The organism is Bernardetia sp. ABR2-2B, from assembly GCF_037126435.1.
Lineage (GTDB): Bacteria > Bacteroidota > Bacteroidia > Cytophagales > Bernardetiaceae > Bernardetia.
In genome coordinates this window covers 63,473-86,570 of record NZ_CP147020.1, presented here as the reverse complement: position 1 = coordinate 86,570, position 23,098 = coordinate 63,473, and the positions used below count along the sequence as shown (strand labels likewise).

20 protein-coding genes, 1 other RNA gene and 1 pseudogene are annotated in these 23,098 nt (G+C 32.2%); 9 read left to right on the top strand and 13 right to left on the bottom strand.

All coding sequences use genetic code 11. From position 1 onward, the window contains the following. Positions 1 to 215: 215 nt before the first annotated feature. Both WAF17_RS00385 and WAF17_RS00380 read left to right on the top strand, forming a co-directional pair. Positions 216 to 1,130: a hypothetical protein gene (locus tag WAF17_RS00385; RefSeq protein WP_338764825.1), complete on the top strand. Its 915-nt coding sequence runs from the start codon at positions 216 to 218 to the stop codon at positions 1,128 to 1,130. A 204-nt stretch (positions 1,131 to 1,334) separates the two neighbouring features. Beyond that, positions 1,335 to 1,604: pseudogene (locus WAF17_RS00380) on the top strand (four helix bundle protein); the annotation flags it as partial. 141 nt (positions 1,605 to 1,745) lie between these two features. Here WAF17_RS00380 and WAF17_RS00375 read toward each other — a convergent pair. Further along, entirely contained in the window at positions 1,746 to 2,807 is a 1,062-nt protein-coding gene (locus WAF17_RS00375) for a saccharopine dehydrogenase NADP-binding domain-containing protein (RefSeq protein WP_338764823.1), read from the bottom strand. 121 nt (positions 2,808 to 2,928) lie between these two features. On the opposite strand from WAF17_RS00375, the gene WAF17_RS00370 reads away from it, so the two are divergent. Continuing rightward, complete coding sequence (locus WAF17_RS00370) at positions 2,929 to 3,435, top strand: DUF4112 domain-containing protein (protein ID WP_338764820.1); 507 nt, start codon at positions 2,929 to 2,931, stop codon at positions 3,433 to 3,435. An 8-nt stretch (positions 3,436 to 3,443) separates the two neighbouring features. Here the strand turns inward: WAF17_RS00370 and WAF17_RS00365 are convergent, their stop codons facing one another. Both WAF17_RS00365 and WAF17_RS00360 read right to left on the bottom strand, forming a co-directional pair. Continuing rightward, the gene (locus WAF17_RS00365) at positions 3,444 to 4,367 is read right to left on the bottom strand and encodes an aminotransferase class IV (RefSeq protein WP_338764817.1); all 924 of its coding nucleotides are present in this window, start codon (positions 4,365 to 4,367) and stop codon (positions 3,444 to 3,446) included. A gap of 17 nt (positions 4,368 to 4,384) precedes the next feature. Continuing rightward, positions 4,385 to 4,819 carry a hypothetical protein gene (locus WAF17_RS00360; RefSeq protein ID WP_338764814.1) on the bottom strand — a complete coding sequence of 145 codons (435 nt, stop codon included), beginning with the start codon at positions 4,817 to 4,819 and terminating at the stop codon, positions 4,385 to 4,387. A 100-nt stretch (positions 4,820 to 4,919) separates the two neighbouring features. On the opposite strand from WAF17_RS00360, the gene WAF17_RS00355 reads away from it, so the two are divergent. Beyond that, the gene (locus tag WAF17_RS00355) at positions 4,920 to 5,477 is read left to right on the top strand and encodes a hypothetical protein (protein ID WP_338764812.1); all 558 of its coding nucleotides are present in this window, start codon (positions 4,920 to 4,922) and stop codon (positions 5,475 to 5,477) included. Between the two features lie 32 nt (positions 5,478 to 5,509). On the opposite strand, the gene rsgA is transcribed toward WAF17_RS00355, so the two are convergent. The 3 genes from rsgA to WAF17_RS00340 form a co-directional block, all read right to left on the bottom strand. Continuing rightward, a complete protein-coding gene (gene rsgA / locus WAF17_RS00350; protein WP_338764810.1) occupies positions 5,510 to 6,433 on the bottom strand; it encodes a ribosome small subunit-dependent GTPase A in 924 nt (307 codons plus the stop codon). 120 nt (positions 6,434 to 6,553) lie between these two features. After that, complete coding sequence (locus WAF17_RS00345; RefSeq protein WP_338764808.1) at positions 6,554 to 7,828, bottom strand: aspartate aminotransferase family protein; 1,275 nt, start codon at positions 7,826 to 7,828, stop codon at positions 6,554 to 6,556. Between the two features lie 72 nt (positions 7,829 to 7,900). Further along, positions 7,901 to 9,322: a DUF2851 family protein gene (locus tag WAF17_RS00340; protein ID WP_338764805.1), complete on the bottom strand. Its 1,422-nt coding sequence runs from the start codon at positions 9,320 to 9,322 to the stop codon at positions 7,901 to 7,903. 256 nt (positions 9,323 to 9,578) lie between these two features. On the opposite strand from WAF17_RS00340, the gene WAF17_RS00335 reads away from it, so the two are divergent. Then, a complete protein-coding gene (locus tag WAF17_RS00335) occupies positions 9,579 to 11,816 on the top strand; it encodes an OmpA family protein (RefSeq protein WP_338764802.1) in 2,238 nt (745 codons plus the stop codon). Between the two features lie 38 nt (positions 11,817 to 11,854). On the opposite strand, the gene WAF17_RS00330 is transcribed toward WAF17_RS00335, so the two are convergent. The 6 genes from WAF17_RS00330 to WAF17_RS00305 form a co-directional block, all read right to left on the bottom strand. Beyond that, positions 11,855 to 12,364, bottom strand: a complete 510-nt coding sequence (locus tag WAF17_RS00330; protein ID WP_338764799.1) for a hypothetical protein — start codon at positions 12,362 to 12,364, stop codon at positions 11,855 to 11,857. Positions 12,365 to 12,393: 29 nt separating this feature from the next. After that, positions 12,394 to 13,047, bottom strand: a complete 654-nt coding sequence (locus tag WAF17_RS00325) for a hypothetical protein (RefSeq protein WP_338764797.1) — start codon at positions 13,045 to 13,047, stop codon at positions 12,394 to 12,396. 29 nt (positions 13,048 to 13,076) lie between these two features. Continuing rightward, on the bottom strand, positions 13,077 to 16,373 hold the full coding sequence (locus WAF17_RS00320) for a hypothetical protein (RefSeq protein ID WP_338764794.1): 3,297 nt from the start codon (positions 16,371 to 16,373) through the stop codon (positions 13,077 to 13,079). A gap of 294 nt (positions 16,374 to 16,667) precedes the next feature. Continuing rightward, positions 16,668 to 17,192 carry a flavodoxin gene (locus WAF17_RS00315; protein WP_338764791.1) on the bottom strand — a complete coding sequence of 175 codons (525 nt, stop codon included), beginning with the start codon at positions 17,190 to 17,192 and terminating at the stop codon, positions 16,668 to 16,670. Positions 17,193 to 17,289: 97 nt separating this feature from the next. Further along, positions 17,290 to 17,493: a DUF6132 family protein gene (locus WAF17_RS00310; RefSeq protein WP_338764788.1), complete on the bottom strand. Its 204-nt coding sequence runs from the start codon at positions 17,491 to 17,493 to the stop codon at positions 17,290 to 17,292. A 526-nt stretch (positions 17,494 to 18,019) separates the two neighbouring features. After that, positions 18,020 to 18,400 (bottom strand): hypothetical protein, encoded by a 381-nt coding sequence (locus WAF17_RS00305; protein WP_338764786.1) that lies wholly within the window; start codon positions 18,398 to 18,400, stop codon positions 18,020 to 18,022. Positions 18,401 to 18,535: 135 nt separating this feature from the next. On the opposite strand from WAF17_RS00305, the gene WAF17_RS00300 reads away from it, so the two are divergent. Then, positions 18,536 to 19,255 (top strand): SDR family oxidoreductase, encoded by a 720-nt coding sequence (locus WAF17_RS00300; protein WP_338764783.1) that lies wholly within the window; start codon positions 18,536 to 18,538, stop codon positions 19,253 to 19,255. Positions 19,256 to 19,534: 279 nt separating this feature from the next. After that, positions 19,535 to 19,933, top strand: a transfer-messenger RNA (tmRNA) gene (gene ssrA, locus WAF17_RS00295). 77 nt (positions 19,934 to 20,010) lie between these two features. Here the strand turns inward: ssrA and WAF17_RS00290 are convergent. After that, positions 20,011 to 20,619, bottom strand: coding sequence for a nucleoside 2-deoxyribosyltransferase domain-containing protein (locus WAF17_RS00290; RefSeq protein ID WP_338764781.1), 609 nt, complete (start codon positions 20,617 to 20,619; stop codon positions 20,011 to 20,013). Between the two features lie 257 nt (positions 20,620 to 20,876). On the opposite strand from WAF17_RS00290, the gene WAF17_RS00285 reads away from it, so the two are divergent. Both WAF17_RS00285 and WAF17_RS00280 read left to right on the top strand, forming a co-directional pair. Further along, the gene (locus tag WAF17_RS00285) at positions 20,877 to 21,611 is read left to right on the top strand and encodes a DUF4129 domain-containing protein (RefSeq protein WP_338764778.1); all 735 of its coding nucleotides are present in this window, start codon (positions 20,877 to 20,879) and stop codon (positions 21,609 to 21,611) included. Positions 21,612 to 21,774: 163 nt separating this feature from the next. Beyond that, on the top strand, positions 21,775 to 23,070 hold the full coding sequence (locus WAF17_RS00280) for a dicarboxylate/amino acid:cation symporter (protein WP_338764776.1): 1,296 nt from the start codon (positions 21,775 to 21,777) through the stop codon (positions 23,068 to 23,070). The last annotated feature ends 28 nt before the right edge of the window (positions 23,071 to 23,098 follow it).

The following is a 23,098-nucleotide window of genomic DNA, read 5'->3' as shown; positions in this document are numbered from 1 at the left end:
TAGAAATACTTATTTTTGATAGGTCAGACTTGCAGTACAGACCCATCAAAAATGAAAGGTGCAACCGAATTCATAAATAACCTTAAAATTTGTATAATCAATAGCTTGGCAAAGCCAAATCACTCGCTATTTTTTTAGTAATTTTGCATTATAATCTAGCATACGCTTTAGCGTGTGAAAATATATTGCACCTTTTGAGGTAGAAAAAAATAGGAATGCTAAAAAAAATCGTCGTACAACCAACAGGAGGACTTTGTAATCGTCTTCGTGCCATCGAATCTGTTCTTCAACTTTTAAAAACAACTGACCAAACAGATTATATTACGGTTATTTGGGAAAATAATCATGAGTTAGGGGCAAGTTATGAAAGTCTGTTTCTTCCAAATAATAAAATAAGGGTCATTGAAACATTACCTTTTACGGGAAAAAGTATGCTCAATCCATCACGTATGGCAAAGCTTTGGAATGTCATTCCTCCAACAGAAGAAAATTATCAAAAGTCATATCGAATTCGTCAAATTTTGGGAAGGGAAAAAGGGTTTGATAAAATCATTTATCAAGATGAAATGTTCCAGATTGTAAAAAATAAGTATGACTTTAATGATTTGAAAGAATATGATTCTATTTACCTTGTTTCTTGTTTCGATTTTGAAATTGATTATACTAATAAATATTCAATGGATTCTGAAACAATGAATATTCCTTTTTCAGATTTTGTGGTTCATGATTCTATTCAAAATGAAATATATCAAATCACAAAAGACTTTAAAAACTCTACAATTGGTTTGCATATTCGTAGAACCGACCACATAGGCGCAATAGAAAAAAGTCCGTTATCTATTTTTATAGAAAATATAACGAAAGAAATAACTCTAAATGACAAAACTACCTTTTTCTTAGCCACCGATGACAAAGAAACTGAACGAGAGCTTATTAAATTGTTTGGAAAAAGAATAGTAATTAACCAAAATAAAGCCTTTGACAGAGATTCTGAAAAAGGAGTTCAAGATGCTTTTATTGATGTTGCTTGTCTATCAAAGACCTCAAAAATATATGGTTCTCATGCAAGTTCGTTTTCAGAAACGGCTGCAAAAATGGGGAAAATTCCATTGATTATCTGTGAGAAATAAATATATTTTATTCTGATTTATTCATTGGGAATTGGGAATTATCTGAAATGATAGAAACTAATTATAAAATAATATATTTAGTGTTTTATGTATTAAAATTTCAATTCAATTATGGTAAGAACCTTTAAAGATTTGATAGTTTGGCAGGAAGCAATGGAATTGGTTGTAGAGATTTATAAAATTACTAGGTAGTTTCCAAAATCAGAAATTTATGGATTGACTAGCCAAATGCAAAGAGCTGCTGTTTCTATTCCATCAAATATTGCAGAAGGAAATCAGAGAAACAGCATTCCTCAATATCTTCAATTTGTATCTATTGCCAGAGGTTCTTTAGGAGAATTAGAAACTCAAATTATCCTTTCTTATAAATTAGACTACTTAGATAAAGACACACAAGATGAATTATTACTAAAAATAGGAAAAATAGGTAGATTAACAGGGGGACTTATGAAATCGCTAAAAACAAAATCCTAGCATTGTTATTTCCCATCTTCCAGTATTTGTATTTCATTCCTCTAATTCCCATGTCCTAGTTCCTCATTCCTATATTCCATTTCCCAATTCCTCGTTTCTGCACTCTCATTCCTCTAATTCCCATGTCCTAACTCCCAACTTCTAAACAAGAGTCATTTCTGTTCCTTCTACTTCCAAAATCAAATTTTTTCCATAGGTACTAGAAGGAGTTTGATAACCCATTTTATAATCTGAGTTTAAAACTTTTTCAGTAATTAAGAGTGCTGCAATTGAAGTGAGTTTATATCCTTCTGGCGTAATTAATCTGGCTTCTAAAGTATTTTTTCCATCGGTTACTTTGCCCCACAAATAGCTATGATTATTATCTCTCTTTTCTTCGTTAGGTCCTTTTTCTCTTTCTTTTATTTTCTTTTTAATAAATCCTTTTACAAACTCATTTTTTAGAGCAAACGAAAAATAGCTACTCATTTCCATTGCTTTTATCGCTTTGGGAGGTTGTGCCATAAATACTTTAATGTTTGGAATTTGTGTCGAATGAAAAGCTGTCGAAACATCTCCCCAAGGAATAGCTACTGAGTTCATTTTTTTAATTCCATAATCAATTACTTTTGTCTGATAGGCTGTTTTTACGATCTTGATAGTTCCATTTTCACGAATCATTCCTCCTGCACCTGCATTTTCTACCATCGTAATTGCTGTCCCTTGCGAAACTCCTGCCAACCCCATAAAAGCGAGTTCTAAATGTGTTGCTGTGGGCAATTCATCTTTCAAAAACTTGGCTAAACAATCTGAAGGAACAACATCAAAACCTACTCCTGACATTATCATAATTTCAGCTTCTTTGGCTTCTTTGTCTTGCGTTTTGGCATATTCAAAAACTTCGATTTCGCCTGTAATATCTAAATAATGAACCTTTGCAGCAATACAGGCAGGTATAAATTCTTTGACTGTTTTTGTGAAAGGACCTGCACAATTCAAGACTACTTTTATTTCTTCTCTTTGCAAAGCTAATTTTAAAGCTGTTTTGTCAGTTGCTTCGAAGGCAATCCATTTTAAATCTAATATGTCAGCTAAAGCTTTTGTTTTTTCTACATTTCGTCCTGCCAAAATAGGTTGTAAACCTTTTTTGACGGCTAATTCTGCGATAAGTTCGCCTGTATATCCGTAAGCACCGTATATTAAAAAGTTATTTTTGGTTTCCATAATGAATACTACTATTTGAATAGTTTTTGTTATTTTTAGAAAAATATCTAGTAAAGATAAATCTATTCTAACAAAGATTTGTTCAAAATCAAATTATATCATTTTTTCAACTTTTATTTTTATGAAAAAACAAACTTCCTTTCATCAAGAACTAAGTAAAAAAGAACTTCCCAAAGAACTCGCTTGGATTGATAAAACATCGACAATCTTAGATGATGTTTTCAAAATTCCTGCAACAAATTTTCGCTTTGGGTTTGACCCACTTATTGGTCTTGTGCCAGTTGTGGGAGATTTTGTAGGCTTTGCTATTTCGGCTTCTATGGTTTTGTCCATCGTTCGGCACGGCGTAAGTCTTCCTGTCTTGACCAAAATTTTGGGAAATATCACTTTTGATTATTTGGTTGGCTTATTTCCTTTTTTGGGAGATTTTCTTGATGTAGCTTACAAATCAAATAGACGAAATGTAGATATTTTGAAAGATTATTATACTTCTGGAAAGCATACGGCATCTAGCAAATATGTTGTTTGGTTTGCAGCAATAGGTTTTTTGATTCTTTTGGCTGGGTTTGTAGGAGGAAGTATTTATCTGACGTGGCAAATTTTGAGTAGCTTTTTGGGGAGTTTGTAATTAAACTTTCACCTAGGTCTGACAAAAACTCGGTTGATTTCATTTATCCAATTTCTCATTACTTCAAACTGTCTTTGAGTTGTAATTTTGATGATTTGAATGGATTGAACAGCGTTTGTGGTAAAGATAATTTCTGATTGATTCAGCTCTTCTTTTGTGATTGTTTTTTCTTCAAGAGAAATATAATTATCTAATTGATTATCTTGACTATCTAATAAAAAATTTCTCATTGTTCCCATTACGCCACCTTCAGAAGCTAAAGGAGTTATGAAACGAAGTTTCTTTTTTTCTATGTCTGATTTTTTTCTATCTAAAATAAATACATTTGCTGCTCCTGCTTCAGCAATTCTATTCTGATTATTCAAAATAAAAACTTCATCTGCGTTTTGTTCTTTTTTGTATTTTCCTGCCAAAACATAGGGTAAAGCATCTGTCTTTTTGAAAGATGAAAAAAAAGAGGAAAAAAGTGGTAAATCATCAAAAAAAACATAGCTCTTTTGTAGATTTTCTAAACTATTAATGCTTTTATCTAAAAATTTTAATTTAGGAATTTCTTTCAAAACAATTACAAATTCAGATATTGAACTTGTAGGAGTATATAAACCTCCTTCACTTCTAAAAACAGTTAAACGAGCCTTAAAATCAATATTCTTATGTTCATTTATGGGAATTGTTGAACAAGCAGTTTTTAGAATTTCATTTTTAAGGAAATCGCTTTCTAGTATATCATATCCAAAAGCTTCCATTCCTTTCGAAAGTCTTTTGAAATGATATTTCCATAATGGAATAGAATAATTTATTTTATCATTTTTTATACGTGTTACAATTCGTATCGTTTCGAAAAGTGCATCAGCATAACTAAAAGCTCTGTTTTGTGCAGAAAAAAGAAGCGTATTTTTGTCTTGATAAATTTTTCTGTTGTGATTGAGCATAATGAATTAATTTCTTTCTATAGATGGATACGAACCATTGTACTAAAGATAAAAAGTAGAGTAACAATTCCTACAATAGTTGTAAATATTCCTGTTCTTCTTGACTTTACCCAACCTGATAATGATAAAATAGCTGATAAAGAAAATAATCCTATCATAAAAGTAGAAACTCCTATTACTCTAGGAACAAGAAAATCATTTGTAGTAGTTATTTTTAAAGTACCTCCAGCAGTTGTCATCATCGAAATTTGTGTCATAGCAAATACAGAAACAAGAAAACAACCAGCTGAAATGGTGGCTAGTTTTAATATACTATCCATAATTTTACTCTTTTTGTCAGCAACCAACAAATTAGCAACTACTGTAATAGAAAAACCACTTAATAGTGAACTGACCATAAGTGTTTGGTTAGCTAATGTATTCCAATATTCTAAGGTCATTGCAGTAAGCATTTTTTATATGATATAATTTAATGTTTTGTTTAATTTCCTATACTTATATTTCGTATTATTCGTTTAGAGTTAGAAAATCAAAATTAATCAATTACTTACTATGAAAGTCATCTTACTAAGTTTTTTCTTACTCATTTCTTCTAGTGTTTTTTGTCAAGCACAAAGTTGGTTAAAGTTAGACTCATCTCGTGTGCAAAGTTTTTTCAAAGAAGATACAACAATAGTATATTCTACATTTTCTGAACAAGAAATTAGATTTATGTATAATTATATGGTAGAAAATGATATAGAATGTCGATTAGACAACCTAAGTGATTCTCTACTGGAATTTTATGCGAAATATGATGCTTTTTATAGTGTAAAGGATTCTGTAAAAAAATATTATGTAATTGGACATGCTGGAGCAAGACCATTTGACGTAGCTCCTAAGATTGCTTTAGAAAAACATAATTTAATTTTGGTTTATACCCATTGCACTCCTTGTAAATATCAAATAAAATATAGAGATTTTTTCAGAAAATTCTATTTAGAAAAATATGGAGAAAGTATTGATAAATTAATATCCCGACTAGAAGAAGAAATTTGGTTAGAAAGACGTAAAAATTATGAAAAGCAACTTGAGAAACGAAAGAAAAAAGAAAGTCAAGAGAAAAACTAGAGTTTAACTAATAATTATTTACTGGTAACTGACTATCTACGATTATCGTCATTATCCATCATAGAAAGATAGCTATTGTATCTACTTTTTGCAATATTCCCATTTTCTACGGCTGCAATAACAGCACATTGTGGCTCTCTCAAATGAAGACAATTATCATATTTACATTTATTTAAAAGTTCTCTCATTTCTGGAAAATAATGACTGATTTCTGATTTTTCCATATTCATAAGTCCTAACTCTTTAATACCAGGAGTATCAATAACAAAGGTATTTTCAAAAATCTCAAACATCTCTGCAAAAGTAGTGGTGTGCAAACCTTTTTCTGTATAATCTGATACTTCTTGTACACTTTGAGTAATTTCTGGAGAAAGACGATTCAATAAAGTTGATTTTCCTACGCCTGAATGACCTGAAACTAGAGATACTTTGTCTCTCAAAATAGTTGAGACTTTTGTAATATCTTCATCTTCTGTTGCAGAAATTGCCATACAGGTATAACCAATTTGCTCATAACGTTGCATCATTTTTTCTTGAACAAATAGTTCTTCTTTTGAAAGCAAATCTGTTTTATTAAAAATCAAAACCCCTGGGATTCTGAATGCTTCTGCTGCTACCAAAAAACGGTCGATAAATCCTGCCGAAGTGCGAGGCATAGCAAGAGTAACAACCACAATTGCTTGGTCAAGATTGGCTGCAATAGTATGAGCAAAACCATCTTTTTTAGGAGATTGACGGTTGATATAATTTGTTCTTTTCTCTATTTTTTCTATCAAAACCGTATTTTCGTCTTTGTCTTCCAGCGTTATTTCTACTCTATCGCCAACGGCTATTGGATTTGTTACTCTGTCTGTATTCAAGCGTAGCTTTCCACGCAAACGACCTTTATATCTGTGATTATCGTCTGCCAAAACATCGTACCATAAACCTGTTGAGCGCAAAATGAGTCCTTTCATAAATTATTTCTATTATTCTTTTCCTGTAACTTTTTGTAAAATTACCTTTTTAATCTGTGATTGTAGTGTCTAAAAATAAGTAAACTCTAATTTGGTAATTAGAGTTCATAATTTATAGTATTAAATTTCATCTTCTTCTGCTAGACGAATAGCTTCCAAAATAATTTTGCACGCTTTTTTTATTTCTTTTTTGGTAATGATAAGAGGAGGAGCAATTCGCATAGAATTATCACAATACAAAAACCAATCAGAAAGCAAACCCAAATCTAAGCAATGAGCAATCACTTTTTGTAAGAACTCAAAACTCTCAAACTTTACAGCTAACATCAAACCGATACCACGAAATTCTTTTATTGCTTTTGTAGTTTCTGGATTTAATAGTTGCCTAAATAATTCGTGTTTTTCTTCTACATTTTCTAATAATTTTTCTTCTTGAATTACTTTGAGTGTTGCTAGAGAAGCGACACAGCTCACAGGATGTCCACCAAAAGTAGAGATATGTCCCAAAATTGGATTATCAGAAAGACACGCCATCATTTGTTTGGAAGCCATAAAAGCACCAATGGGCATTCCTCCTCCCATTCCTTTTGCAGCCACTACAATGTCAGGAGTTATATCAAAATGTTCGAAAGCCCAAAGTTTACCTGTTCTACCAAAACCACACTGGATTTCATCACAAATTAAGACCGTTCCTGTTTCGCTACATTTTTTTCTAAGTGCTTGTAAAAACGATTTTTTGGGGATTCTGACTCCTGCTTCTCCTTGTACGGTTTCAATAATTACAGCTGCTGTTTTTTCTGTTATTTTAGAAAGACAAGGCAAACTATCAAAACAAATATGGTCAATATTAGGAAGCAATGGTAAAAAAGGTTCTTTCCATTGCTCACTTGTCCCTAATGAAAGTGCTGCGTGTGTAGAACCATGATAAGCATTATGGCAACCTATTAATTGTGTTCTTCCTGTAAATCGTTTGGCTAATTTTATTGCTCCCTCAACAGCTTCACTCCCAGAGTTTACAAAATAGGTAGCATTTTGAGCCACTTCTGTATTATTATTTTCCTCATCATTATATAGATTCTTATCTAAAAAATCTTGTCCTAAAGTAGTCTTGAAAGTTTCTGAAAGTGCCGTAGCGAGTTGAACTTGTGGTGTTTGTATAAACTCTCCATAGACCATCAAGTGCATATATTTTCGAAGCTGCCTCTGAATAGCCTTTATTACTTTTGGGTGGCGATGTCCTACATTACTCACTCCAATTCCTGAAATAATATCAATCCACTTTCTATTTTTACTACCAAACATATAAATTCCTTTTGCATTATGAACTTCTAAAGCAAGAGGAAAAGGAGATGTTTGAGCGACATGATTTAGGAAAAGTTGGCGAGATGAAAGCATATACAAATTACTAATTATGGAATAAAAATTACGAATGAAATGATATACAAAGCTACTAATTTTTTCAAGACCTTATTGATTTAAAACTTCTCGTCCCACTTCACAGGAAAGACATTTTTTGGGGTTACAATATTGACTATACAACTCTAATAAAGATTGTGATTGAGCAGCCGTTTTTATCTTGAAATCAGAATCTTTTGTTTTCTCTAAAGGTTTGTAGAGTTTTATAATATTATTTTTCTCTGCTTTAAGTTCGTTGAGCCATTTTTTTGCTAAATTATCCTCTTTTTGTCTGTACAGACTATGCGCTATCCGAATAGGAACAACTACATTAATAATCAAATTCTGCTGTGCATCTTTACCTAAGTTAGAATTTAAGCTCCCTTCCTTATTTTTCTTGGCAAAATGGTAATGCGTTTTCCAATAAGAAGGCAAATCAGTTTCAAAAAAACTATAAAAATCTTTTAATTTTGTGGCATTTAATATAACAGAAAATAAATGATTTTGCTGCGATAAAAGTCCAATAACCTGTGCTATTCGAACAGTCGGAAAGTTAGAAGGTCGCAACCTTAAAAACTTCCATTGCACTGAATTGACTTCCTTGCCTTGCAAAGAATATTTATGTGATAAAAAACGAAATTCTCTTTGTAGATTTTGAAAATAACGTTTTTCTTCTTCAATATCACTTTCTAGTTCTACATCTACTTCACTTTGAGTATCATAGCTTTTTGCATTTGAAAAATTATCAATTATCAATTTTTCATTTTCCGTTGTTAAAAATCCTGCCATTCCATAAAAAAGAGCTTCTATTTGAAAGATTTGATTTGAATGCTTCTTAATGATTTTGAAAGGCAATTCTTTTGCAAGTTGTAGGAAGGGCGCATTATTTTTTTTGAAACCAAAATGCTCTAACAAAATTTGATAACTTGTTTCCTCCCAATCATAACCATTACGTTCTAAAAGTGAAAGTACGTGCCTAGATTTACGAATCAATCGCTCACTAAGTGTTCGGTTCATCATTTTTTCAAAAGATGGAATTAATTCTATCTTATCATTATCTTTATTTTCTTCCTCCCAATAACCTTGACATGGAATTTTGTGTTCGTTTCTCAAAAACTCTTGATATGTCAGCCACAAACGCTCATCAATTCTGTTTTCTAACACCAAAACAGGAATTTTTGAACCTTTTTTTGTAAAAACCTCTTTCGGATTCTTCCATACAACGTGTAAAATCACATTTTCGTAGGCTTCATTGGTAGCATGATGATGACTTTCCCAATTAAATCCATAGGTATCGATTTCTATTGTTCCTTGCCATTGTGTATTTTTTGCTTTGCTTCCTATCTTCAAAATAGCATCTTCAAAATCTGCTCCTGCATCGTGATTATGAATTCCTGCTGAAATGATTTGTAGTTCTTCTCCTTCTTCTGTCAATAGATTACTCTTATCAAAATATTGAAATTTCCATATATAATGTAAAAATTGCTCGTTCATGCTTTTTATGATAATTAATTTATAGTATTCAGAAAATTTTATCGTTCTGTTATAAATAAAGCTAAAAGATAGTCAAAGTTTATCTTTTCAAGATAAGAGTTGGCAGCCAAAAAGTTAATTTTTGTAGAATAAATCTAAAATCAAACACTTGATTTCTATAAATTGCATACTTTTTGGCTACTTTGTAGTGTATAAATATAAGAAAAATAAGAATTTCAGATTTAAGAAAAAAATAAAGATATTGATAACTAAATATATGATACAGTTTACTTTTAAAAATATTAAATCAACGACTTGCCTGTTTGGTTATGTTGTTTTGTTATGTCTATATTTTAGCACTTCTTTTTATGCTCAAGGACAGCGAAGAAAAAATAAAAATAATATACAGCTAGAAGAGTTTCGCCCTATCAATAAATCAGGAGCAGTTTATTGTCCACAAATTACATTTTTGAATATTGAAAATTACAGATATTATTACGACCCTCGCCAGTTAAAAGTAATTAATAATTTACAAGATCAAATAAATAAAGGAGATGATAAAAAGTTATCAGAACTCAAAAAAGCATTAGATACCTATATTCGCTATTTTGGTATAGATAACTTCAAAAAGGATTTGGATTTGATTTGGGCGTACGCACAAGCAGCCGAAAAAACAGGAAATCAACCTTTAGCTTTAGAACTCTACCGTTTGCTTTTAAAACATCATAGAGGTTCAGCCGTGAAAAGTCAGTTGGCTTTTGATTCGTTGGCTTCTCCTTCTGAAAAACCTGACTACGTTCCTTTAAAATATTATTATGACCTTATTGATAAATGGCAATTAGTTGATACGCTGCGTCCACCTGATCAAATGGGAACAAGTATGGGAGAAGAAATAAATTCGCCGTATGAAGAATATGGTTTGGCGATTGGTCAGACAGACTCTATCATTTATTTTACTTCAAAAAGACTTTTGATGGACACTATAAATGACCCTGTTCGTAAGTATTTACCTGCTGATAAGTTTGATGAGAATATTTATAAATCGGTTCGTTTAGGAGAGTTTGGTTGGGATTATCCGTTACCTTTGAAGGGATTAAATACTCGTTATAATGAAGGTTCACCTTGTATCAGTAGAGACGGAAAATATATGGCTTTTTCTCGTTGTGATGCGCCTGATGGTTTTGGGGATTGTGATTTGTATCTTGCTAAATGGAATGAGGGAGATGGAATTTGGGATGAGGTTCAAAATTTTGGTACATCAGTAAATTCTACTACATGGGATTCTCACCCCAGTTTTTCGGTAACAGGAGATACACTTTTCTTTGCTTCGGATAGAAAAACAGGTTTTGGAGGAACAGATATTTATTTTACAGTTCGTCAAGGTCGAAAACGTTGGTCAGTTGCTCAAAACATAGGTCCTATTATTAATACACAAGCCAATGAGCTAAGTCCATTCTTACACCCTAGCGATAATATCTTATATTTTAGTTCGAATGGTCATCTATTTTCTTTTGGAAGTTATGATATTTTCAAGTCTTATAAGACAAGTCGTGATACGTGGTGCGAACCAAAAAACTTAGGCCCTTTTGTAAATACAAAAAGTAGTGAATATTATTTTACCATTGATGCTTCTGCACGTCTTTTGTATTATGCACGAGCCGAAAAAGAGGTTCGTTTGATGCGAAACGAGCCAGTTGTTCAAGACCCTTATACCAACTCTGATTTGTATTCTTTTCCTCTTCCTATGGAAGCCCAGCCGAAAGCAATTGTTCGTTTTTCAGGAAAGGTCAAGGAAAATCAAACAGGGGAGGTTTTTGGTGGTGTGGTTGTAGTCTATGATATTGCTGACAAGATTCCGATTGCTCCAAAATACATTGATGAAGAGGGTAATTTTGAGTTCGAACTGATTGATAAAAAGAAATACTTACTTATTGTAAGTGGAGAAAATTTCTTTCGTTTGGAAGAACTTTTCGAAGTAAATGGCGATACATATAGAGAAGTAGAAGTTCAGGGAGTTAGGCAAAAAATGGCTTCTTCTCCAGCACAGCAAATAGAAACAATACAATTTAAGTCTATTGAATTTGCGCCAAATAGCGCAGGTATTTTACCAAAAATGGAAAATGATTTGCACCTAATTATTGATTTTTTGGTAGAACATCCAGATTTTAATTTAGATATTTTTGGTCATACAGATAGCGATGGAAATAAAAGCATAAATAAAGAACTCTCCCTCAAAAGAGCCGAATCTATTAGAAATTATATTTTATCTTATGGAAGGTTAGAAACTAACAGAATAAAAGCGTTTGGGTTAGGTTCTGAAAAACCATTAGTTTTTCCAGAAATAACAGAAGAAGACAAGCGTGTAAATCGTAGGGTAGAATTCAAATTATTCAAAAAAGATATGATGTTGGCTAACCCAAACAAAGAAAATGAAAAAAGTAAAGAAGAGTTAGAAAATGAAAAAATGAAAAATATAGAAGAAGAAATCAAAGAGAATGAAAACGAGGATTGGTAGAATTTAACTACGAATTATAAGTTTTAAGATTGATTTATCTATCTTTTTTCGTAAAGAGCTGTAAAAGTGATTTGCTTCGTTTCTTCATAAGTGAGATACTGCATTTTTCCTTTTACTTCTAATGTATTAAGGTCTATGAGTTCAATAGAAATTATTTCTTCATTCTCTACAATAAGAAAATTATCTTTTATCAAATACTCACTTCCTAATAAAATTGAACTCGTAATAAAAGCATCAAGAGTAAAAGTCTGTGGGTCAAGTGAAGGAAAATTAATGAATAATAACTCTTTTTCTAAAAGTTTATTTGATTTAATTTCTAACCTATTCTTAGATGAGTTAAGTCGTTCTCCAAATTCACTCAATATATTATTCGAAAATACTCCATCGCCATTTACGTCTATAGTTTCCTCTATAAGAATACTGGAAGTATAATAGTTTCCAACTAACTGCTCATAAAGAGGATTTTTAAGTTCTTCTATCTGTACAACTTCTTCCTTCTTACAACTAAAGAGAGAGAAAATAATAAAAAATAAGAGATATTTTTGCATAGTTTTAAAATTTGAAAACCTGTAATTCTTTAGGTTGTAATTTTATGAAGGTCTATTTTTGAATTACTTCTTCTATAATAAACCCCAGAGTCTAACTGTATTATTTCGTGAGTTAAAAACTTAGAAAAACCCCAAACAGGTTCATTAAATTTTGAATAAATAGTTAGTTTTTTAGTGATTAAATCAAGAATAGAAACACATCTATTACCCATTTCAGCGATATAAAGTTTATTTTCAACTATATTAATTTCTTCTGGAAAACTCAATGGACTATATTCCTCATAAGGAATACCCAACTCAAATATAGTAGCACCTGTATTTATATTTTTACAAAGAACAACCTGCCCTGCCCCTGTTGCTATCCACAAATTTTCTGTAGAGTCATCTAATTGAATTTGATAAGGAGTAAAGCCTTCAAAAAAATCTTTTTTTACTTCTATCAAAACTCCTTTTTTATCAAAAACCTTCAAATCATTTTGCTGGTAGAATGCAGCAATTATTTTATTTGGTGTAATACAGTAGGCATAGCCTAATAGTTTGTATAAGTTAAAGTTATAACTACCAAATATAATCTCACAGTATTCTTCTTTTGTAATCTCATTAATTGATTCTTGAATAGAATCCAAGTAAAAGTATTTATCTACAGAAAATGAAAAATATATTTTCTTATCAATTTCAATCATATTTTCGATAAATGTTGGAAATATCTTATTTAAAAATCATACCCGATACTTAAATAGAATTTTGCTCTTCCTGTTACATCATCTTCTACACCCCACGCTGTATCAAAGCGAGTAAAGTAATTAAAGATTTTGCTGCGTACTCCAATTCCGTAACCCCATAAGAAAGGGTCTTTAAAATTAGATACTTTTGCATAAAAAGGTGTTCCAGCTTGTCCTCCAATTTCTACAGTATTGAGTGCATTTTCTCTATTAAAAGGACTAATTCCTGTCCACGCAGAACCAATGTCGTTGAAGGCTATAAATTGTAAGTTTTGAAAGAAGGTAGAGCGAATTGTTCCTCTATATAAAAGCTGTGCAACAGGCACACGGAGTTCTATATTTGTCAAGACAAAGTTACTTCCTGAAAGCTTATTGTAATCAAATCCACGCATAGGCGTTGCATAACGCAAAAATAAATAATCACTGTAATCATTCTGATAAGAATCATATATATCTGGATTTAGATAAAAAGGGTCGTCTTGAGAAAGTTCTTCTGGATTTGGTTGTCGTTGAAACACCCAGTTATCAACCCCACCTAACCTAAATGTTTTAGGAGCATTTCCGAATGATTGTCCATAAGCAACACGAGCAGCTAAAGTTACCTTTCTACCCAATGGAATATAATGACGAGCATCAATAGAAATATTGGTAAATGTTTCGTTGCCATAATTCAGACCTTGATAATGGTCAATGGTAGCTCTAAACTTAGAACCCTCTAGTGTGTTAGGACCTGTGATAATGCTATTATCAAATACAAACTCCAAACTTGAACCTGCATAACGAGTAATTTTGTCTGGAAAAGCCTGTATGGCAGGGTCTATCTCACTTGTAGCAAAAAACTGTTTTTGTGCTATAAAAGGCGACAAGACTATTCGTGTTGTTACATTTAATGGATATGAAATTGTTCCTGATAACTTACTCAAATAGTATCTATGAATAAAAAAGTCTGTCAAAAGCTCATAACCTTGCCTGTCGAAACGTGCGCCATAATCAATTCTATTTTTTAAATACTTGTATTCGGCGAATAGCATTCCACTCTGAATATCAAAAAAGCCACGATTGAACAAACCTGCTTCTAACTTATGATTTTCAAGAGCATCACTCATCGCAACTTCTAAAAGAATACCAAAGTTACGAAGTGGGTCAAGCGCAATCGTTGTTACACTTCTTTCAAAAGCAAATTTATTGTGATATTCTAAAGGCCCTCTGACCGTAATTTTCTTACTTTGTTTGTTCTTTGCTCGTTGTGCAAAGTAGTCATAATCTTTCAATAGGCGTTTTTTACGTGTAGGCTCATTATCATCTTGACTATTTCCATAGGTGTCAAATTCATACTTATCCTTTTCTTTCGTTTTTATTGTGTCAGAAGGGGAAGTTTGAGAATTATCTTTTCCTAGGTCTGTATTTGAGTTATCTTGTTTTTCCTTCTGCTGTTCTTGCTGTTCTTTTTCGTTTTCTTCTCGTAGTTTCTTGAGAAAACGAGCATCTAAAAGCTGACTTCTATATGTTTTGCCTGTAAATATTTCGTGCTTTAGTAGTAGCGTAGTTGTAAGTAGTTCTAGTTGGTCTTGTTCACGAGATACAAAAGCTAGTTTTTCTGATTTTAAATCATAATCATAATCTTCAACATCAACAAAGAATGTAGAAATTTGTGCATTTACCCCCATTTTTCCTTCTTCTTTTGGAAAGGTGTATAAAAACAAATGACGAATACCTAACTCTTCGGTAATATATAAAATACGATTCTTATCAATAACGATAGGCTTTTTGGCACTACTATTTTGATTGGTCAGTTGCTTTAAAAGCAGTTTTTCAGCAGGATTATAAATAAATAAATTAAAATAAGACGACTGTTCGACAGATGGAGATGTTTTTAGAGAATCACTCGTACGATTAGAGCTAAAGACAATCTGATTATTATCTTGAAGGAAATAAGGGTCGATATCATCATTATTATCATCTGTAATCTTAGAAAGACGATTAGAACCCAAATCGAAGATAAAAATATCTGACTTGCCTCGTTGAGTTGCACTCAAAACAATTTTTCTTCCTTGCTTATCAAAACTAAAACTTTGAATGTTTTCTAGTGTTTTTATTTGATACCTTTTTGTTTCCTTTCCTTCTAAATTATAGGTTTTAAGAAAATATTTATTTTTTGAATAAGATAAAACTCCTAATTCATTATTATTTTTCCAAGACATCAAAGGCGAATTATCATCGTAACGTTGATTGATTACAAATAATCCTCCTTTTATAAACTTCTTATTTTTCTTCTTTGTAGAAGTATTTTTCGTATCCTCTACATAAATTCTAAATTTCCCTTGATTATTTTCTGCATACGCCAAAAATCTACCATCAGGACTAAAACGAGGATGATGAATATATTGAGATTCTGCCGAAGTAGCTATTAAATTCGTTTTTTCAAAGGTAGAATACTTATTAATATCTTCATATTGATTTCGATAAAATGCTTCCCATCTTTTCAAAAAGGTTTGATAATCAATTCCTAAAGTTCCTTGAATACCCTCCTTTTCACTCCTTACAATTCGTGTCAGATTTAAGATATTCGAAACGGTTGTTTGTCCATATTCTTCTACAATAAAGTTCCACAGCGACTGCCCTACCAGTTGGGCATTTTTCCCTCTAAAACTCTCTGGATATGGAAACTTCTTTGCCATTAGATTACTTCTTACAAAATTATCCATTTCTGTATTCCAACCTTCTGCCGTATAAGCAGCTGCCCCAGACATCAACCAATCGGGCAAACTAAGCAAAAATGAACTCTGTAAAGTTTCTTTCAAACTCCCTCCATACATCATTTCAGAAAGCAATGAAGCTGCCACTTCTTTCAATAATTCTTTTCGATAAGCTTCTCTATACTCTGAAAAAGCAATTTCTACGACATTTTTACCTAAATTGGTTTGTCCTCCAATATTAAAATCTTGATCATTGATTCCGATATTACTCTGTTGAAGTTCGCCAATAGAGCGATAGACAAAAATTTTAGTTTTGTTATAAGGCGCAAAACCCAAAAACTGTGTCATTCTACCAAAATCAGATTCAGCATAACGAGCCGTCAAGAGTGCCATTTCATATCCTCCTTCATAATAATAAATTTCAAAATTATCAGAAGTGATATATTTCCAATCAAAGGTTTGATACTGTACACGATTTTTCCCAAACTGGTCTTGGTCAGTTGGGAATTGTTGTGCAGAAGTTGTATTAGAAAATCCTAAAAAAAGGATAACTAAAAGTGATAAGGCAGATAAAAAAAAATTCTGTTTCATAAAAATTATAAATACAGTCAAAGGCAAGCCTTTAACCTACAAGTAAAATATCCTTGGCTGTTTAAAAGTCTTTACGTTATATAAATGCCAAACATTGCAAAAGGTTGTAAAAACTTGATACGAAATAGCAAAAAAATAGGCGAAAGTAGATTACTCTCGCCTAAAAATAATGAAAATAATAACATTAGAAGAAAAATCTTTGTTAAAAAAGTCAGTTTAGATGGTTTCCTAAATCTTAGGATTAAGGTAGTAGAAATTCGAATCTAACTTCTAAAATCATACTTCTAACTTTATTTACTCTGTTTCTACTTCTAGTCCAAATTCTTGTAAAATTTGTGGAAGCCAGACATTTAAGCGTTCTTGAGTCATTTCAGGCTGATTGTCTTCATCTATGGCAAGTCCCATAAACATATTATCTCTTTCGCCTTTTGAGTTTTCGTAGTCGTAGCCTTCTTTAGACCAAAAACCGACCAGCTCTCCTCCTTTGCTTTCGATAACTTCGCCAATCATTCCGATGGCATCACAAAACCACTCGCCATAGCCCCATTGGTCACCAAGACCAAAAATAGCTATTTTTTTTCCTGTAAAATCAATATTTTCAAACTCTGGTAAAATTTCTTCCCAGTCGCTTTGAAGTTCGCCATCGTACCAAGTAGGTGCACCCAAAATCAAATATTCATAAGGAATAATTGCTTGTGCATCGTGTTCACCAAAATTATATAAATCGACAAACTCTTCGCCTAGCATTTCTCTAATTTGCATAGATACCGTTTCGGTATTTCCTGTATCTGTTCCGTAAAAAAGTCCTATAATTGCCATATACTAATTAAGAATTGAGAATTGAGAATTTAGAATTATCCTCAATGTTAATGAAAATAAATATCCTTATATTTTATGATAGCTTGGAAGCTATCTGCTACTTTTTCTTTTGAAATTGTCCTTGAATAATTGAGCCAAAAAGTCCTCCCATAAGGAGTCCATAAGCTGTCATATTGTACCAAACTGATTTTATTGCACAGCTTCCAGTCAAGCAGCCGACTTCTTTCCAATAGAAAAAGCCAACAATTGCGCCTACTGTTGCGCCAATAATAACAAGTTTTTGTTTATTTAGAATATTCATAATTGAATGTTGATTTGATTTGTTTGAAGATTAATTTTAATCTTCCCCCATTTTTTGCAAAGGTATTGAAAAGTCATTATAATTCCTTCAAAAATTATACTTTGCTTTTTTGTGTATTTGAATTTTAAGAAATTAAAGGGTTTTGATGTATGAGTCGTCGGTAAGGATATTGACAACAGCAAAATTTGTATTTACCTTTCAATAAATTATTTTGAACTAATAACACTATCCACGCCGTTGTTGGTGTTTAGCTTCGGCTTGCCGTTACGGTCACCAACAACTCAAACACGCATAAAATTCAAGCAAAATTTGAATAAAATATTTATTTTCTCTGATTTGATTTTTTTTGATTTTGTAGAAAGTAAGTAGATGTGTGATGGTATGTTTGTTGTTAGTCATCGTAACGGCAAACCGAAATTAAAGACACAACAACGGCTTTTTTTTAGTGCTTTGGTTTTAGAAGACCAACAAGAACGCAGTAGGCTGTAATAATTATTGGTAAGCATAAAAAAAGTAAAATACTTTTTTATTTAAAAGCTAAATTAATGTTACCATTGTGATGATACTCTATAATATAATTGCCATCTAACTGCATCAACCATGTATCAAAACTGACAGCTAAAACATCATCTATATTTTTCATTACATTTTCGATCTTTGTTTTTAAAACGTTATTTGTTGAACCGTCCCATATAACATAAACCTCATCAGAAATATCTAGTATTGATGGTAATAAGCTATTAGATATAGCTCGTTTCTTTTCAACTTTTCCCCAATCTATCCTGCCATATATTGTAAATGGATAATTATCAGGCATTCTATTGACTATTTCATGAGATAGTTCAAGATCAAAAACCTTTACATTAGGTTCTAGTGCTTCAATACACTCATCTAGTAGTGTTTTCATTACAATTTAAGTCTGTTTGTGATTTTTTTTCTAAATAGTGTGTGTTTTGTAATTATCCAAAAAACAATTTACTAAAACATTCGATTACAATAAAAAACAAAAAACACATTTTTCAAACTTATTTTTTTATAGACAATGAACGGAAGTAACGCAAATTTTAAAGGTAAAAATATATTAATCATTGGCGCAAGTTCTGGAATCGGACACGCACTTGCCAAACAACTTGAAAATCAAGGTGCTACACTTTTTACAGCTTCACGCACTAAGCCAGAGGGAATAAATTCTACACATACAGAACTGGACATCACAGGAGAAATTGATAATTTACAAATTCCTGATGAGCTTCATGGATTGGTGTATTGTGCAGGAAGTATAAATTTAAAGCCTTTTGCACGTCTGAAAATGAAGGATTTTGAAAATGATTTGCAAGTAAATGTACTTGGAGCAGTAAAAGTAATTCAGCATAGTTTGAAAGCATTGAAGAAAGCAGATACAAGTAGTATTGTTCTTTTTAGTACAGTTGCCTCAAAAGTAGGAATGAATTTTCATGCGAGTATCGCCACAGCAAAATCTGCCGTAGAAGGTTTGGCGCAGTCATTAGCTGCCGAATTGGCTTCACAAAAAACGAGAGTAAACGTACTTGCTCCATCACTCACAGATACACCACTTGCAAAATCGTTATTATCAACAGATGATAAAAGAGAAGCGTCTGACAAACGTCATCCACTAGGAAGAGTCGGAACAGCCGAAGATTTGGCTTCTGCTGCTGCCTTTTTATTATCCGATGAAAGCACTTGGATAACAGGACAAATACTAGGAGTAGATGGTGGAATGGGAAAAGTGAAACTTGTCTAATGAAATTATGAATTGTAAATAGTTAGACTTGACAGTATATTTAACCGACAAACCACAGTATTTTTCAACTTTGACATTTCCTTTAGAGAAGGCTGTCAAAGTTGAAAAATAAGCAAGTCTGCATTTAGATTATCAAAACGTTACCAGCAAAGTTTTTTTATAAACGTGTCTTAATTTTATTTTTTATTTATTTGAACTTTCTTTTGTTCTTTGAAGTTGTAATTGTATATTTGCAACCCAATTAATTTTTGAACGAAGAATTAATTAGTGTAAAACACTGGGGCTGACTGGTTTCGACAGGACGAGTCTTTGCGTGTATAAGCATGTAGGCTATTGAGAAAACTAGCCTTATATATTTTTTCTCAAAACAACAATCGGCGAATCTAATTACGCCATGGCTGCCTAACTCTAGGAGTTAAGTAACCATTGTCTTTGCTTAGTGTCTTTACTCTTCCGACACTAACATCCGTTTGCCACGCAAACACATAGACATCAACCCCCGTAAGAGTGAAGCAATGATGAGTTCAATGGCATCTGCGACGAAAATTTAGTTGATACGGAAAAACCTTGGACGTTATCGCCTAGTTCTTTCCCGACAATTAATAGGATAACTAAACATGTAGAAACCACGATGAATACCGTATCTGGACGTGGGTTCGACTCCCACCAGCTCCACAAAAATAAAAAAGCTATATATTAATTTATATAGCTTTTTTTGCTTTAAAGTATAAGGTTTTAAGAGAAACAGTATCGCACTAATACTCCCATTTGTTAGCAATAAGTGTGGTAGCAATTTCTTCAATAAAAGAATCTGCAACAAGTTGTTGTTTGTTTTCTGTTTTCAGAAAATGCCATTTTATACCGTGAATATCAGCTATTTTCTTCGCCCATTTTATACTGTCTGCATCTTCTGGACTTCCTACAATAAACTTTCTTTTTAGAGGATTTTTGATATATTCTTGCAAAAAATAACCAAACTCCAAACGACTTGTAGGTGCAATATTAGCATCAAAAACACCTGATTTCTCCTTTGTCCAATAGGCTGGTAACCAAAAAGCTGTAATATCACAAAGCTGTAAATATTGAAGTTCCCACGTAATTTGCTTGTCTCTAACAGCTTCTAGTTCTGTTTTTGGGTTTTTATTGTCAATATCTGCCCATTTTCCTGTTTCTGGCTCTGGCGAAACAACTATCATGCTTGGATTTAGTCGTTGGTCTTCCTTTAGTTTTTGAATTACTTTTCTTCTCCAACCTGTTTTTAGGTTTTCTTCAGAAGGTGTTGCTCCAGCCAAAAAAACACCTAACTTTGGAAAAATAGTGTCATGATTTCTTGAAAATAAAGTTCGGATAGGTTCGTGTTGCATCGAAAAAAGGGTAAAGTAGAGCTAAAATTTTTCTAAGATAGAAAATAAATTGAATCAAGACCTTCAAAATAATTATTACCTTTCTATTTTTTTGTATATTTACTCACTTTGTTTTTGATAGACAAATAAAATAACCAATACTTTTTTGATAATGCTATGGAGTAGAAATTAAATAAATTGACACTTTTAATTATATAATTAACTAGTAATCAGAAGCTTAATTCGTAATTCGTAATCTTTAATTCGTAATTGTTCCTATGAAGACTATTTTTAAAAAAACTATTTTTTCTTTACTAATTCTACTTACCTTTTCTATAAGTTTGCATTCCTCAATTTCATATGCTCAAGATGAAAAAACAACAGAAAAGCAAATAAAAGTAAAAGAGTTTGATAACAAAAAATGGAATGAACTGAGAGATGGGATAAAATATGCTGAAGAAATAGAGCAAGAAAAAGAAGAAAGTACAAATGATTCTTCTTTTAATTGGCCTTCAATAGATTGGAGCTTTTTGGCAGGTTTGAAATATGTACTTATTGGTCTTGTAGTGGCTCTACTTGCTTTAGCTTTAGTTTGGTTTTTTACTAAAGGTGTGTTGTTTGGAAATAAAAAGACAAAACTAGAAGAAGAACAAGCTGCATTTCTGACAGAAGAAAACTTAGAAAAAGTAGAGTTTGGCTATTTAGAACAAGCTTTAGAAAAAGCATTATTACAAAAGAATTTCCGTATGGCGATTCGTATCCATTATTTGTGGCTTTTGAAAGTGTTGTACGAAAAAGAGCTTATCAACTGGAAAAAAGACAAAACAAACCACGCTTATATTACAGAACTTGCCAAAAAATCATCACAAGAATCTGCTACTAGTTTTAGAAAACTTACGCTTTGGTACGAAAAAGCATGGTATGGAGAGACGAATATTGATGAGAATGATTTTCGTACAGTCGAAACTTATTTTATAGATTTTAGAAAAACACATCAAGATATAGCTGCTTAATTTTCTTCGTACCTAACACTATACTTTAGAAACTTTCTGTTCTTTACATCATTTTCTTGAATCAAGACAAACTTCATTTGTTGTTTAATGGAAACCCTACTATATTTGAATTATATTTGATTTTCAGATAGATTATTTTCCTAAAACATTATTACAACAACTCATGAAAAAATCTTTTAAACTCGCTCTACATTGGCAAATTATTATTGGAATGATACTGGGTGTCGTTTTCGGAATAAGTGCTGTTTTGATGGGTTGGAGTAACTTTGTAGCTGATTGGATTCAGCCTTGGGGAAAGGTTTTTGTCAATTCTCTGAAAATGATTGCGATGCCACTCGTCTTTATTTCACTTATTCAAGGAATTGCAAGTATGAGTGATATTTCCAAACTCTCTCGTTTGGGAACTCGTACCATCGGAATTTATTTAGTCACAACAGTTGTGGCAATCACAATTGGTCTTGTCTTGGCAAATGTTATTCAACCTGGTAAAGCTTTTTCAGAAGAAAAAAGACAAGAATTTGCTCAAAAATATGAAGCCAAAACCAAAGCTAGTCAGGAAAAAGCATTAGCTGTAAAAGAATCAAACCCACTACAACCCATTATTGATATTGTTCCTGATAATGTTGTGGCAGCAGCTACCAATAATCAGAATATGCTTCAGGTAATATTTTTTGCTGTTTTATTCGGAGTTGCTCTAGTAATGATTGATTTTAAAAAGGGCGAAATTATCAAAAAAGGATTTGATGCGCTCAATGATTTAGTCATAAAAATAGTAGAAATACTGATGCTTTTTGCGCCTTATGGTGTCTTTGCCTTACTTGCTTATCTGATTGTAGATTTTGCAGAGGGAGATTTGAATAAAGTAGTAGAACTTTTCAAAGTAGTTGGTATTTATTGCCTCACAGTAGTTTTAGGGCTATTTTTGATGGTTGTTTTTTATGTTCTTGTTTTGATGATTTTTGCTCGTTATAATCCATTACAATTTTTCCAAGGAATTGCCCCTGCCCAGCTATTAGCTTTCTCTACTAGTTCTAGTGCTGCTACTTTGCCTGTTACAATGGAACGAGTAAATAAATTTTTGGGTGTACCAAAGGAAATTGTAAGTTTTGTTCTGCCTGTTGGTGCGACGGTAAATATGGACGGAACAAGTTTGTATCAAGGTGTGGCTGCTCTTTTTATTGCACAAGCTTACGGAATGGACTTGACTATTGTCCAACAATTAGGAATCGTCTTGACAGCTACTTTGGCTTCTGTCGGTGCTGCTGCCGTACCAGGAGCTGGTATTTTGATGCTTGTTATTGTTTTGGAACAAGCCAAAATTCCTTCTGATGGAATCAATCTTATCTTGGGCGTAGATAGGCTTTTGGACATGTGCCGAACGGTTGTTAATGTTACAGGAGATGCAACAGTTTCTTTACTTGTAGCTAAATCTGAAAATGAAAGATTAGATGGAGAGTAAAAGTCAGCTACCAGTTAAGTACAATTAT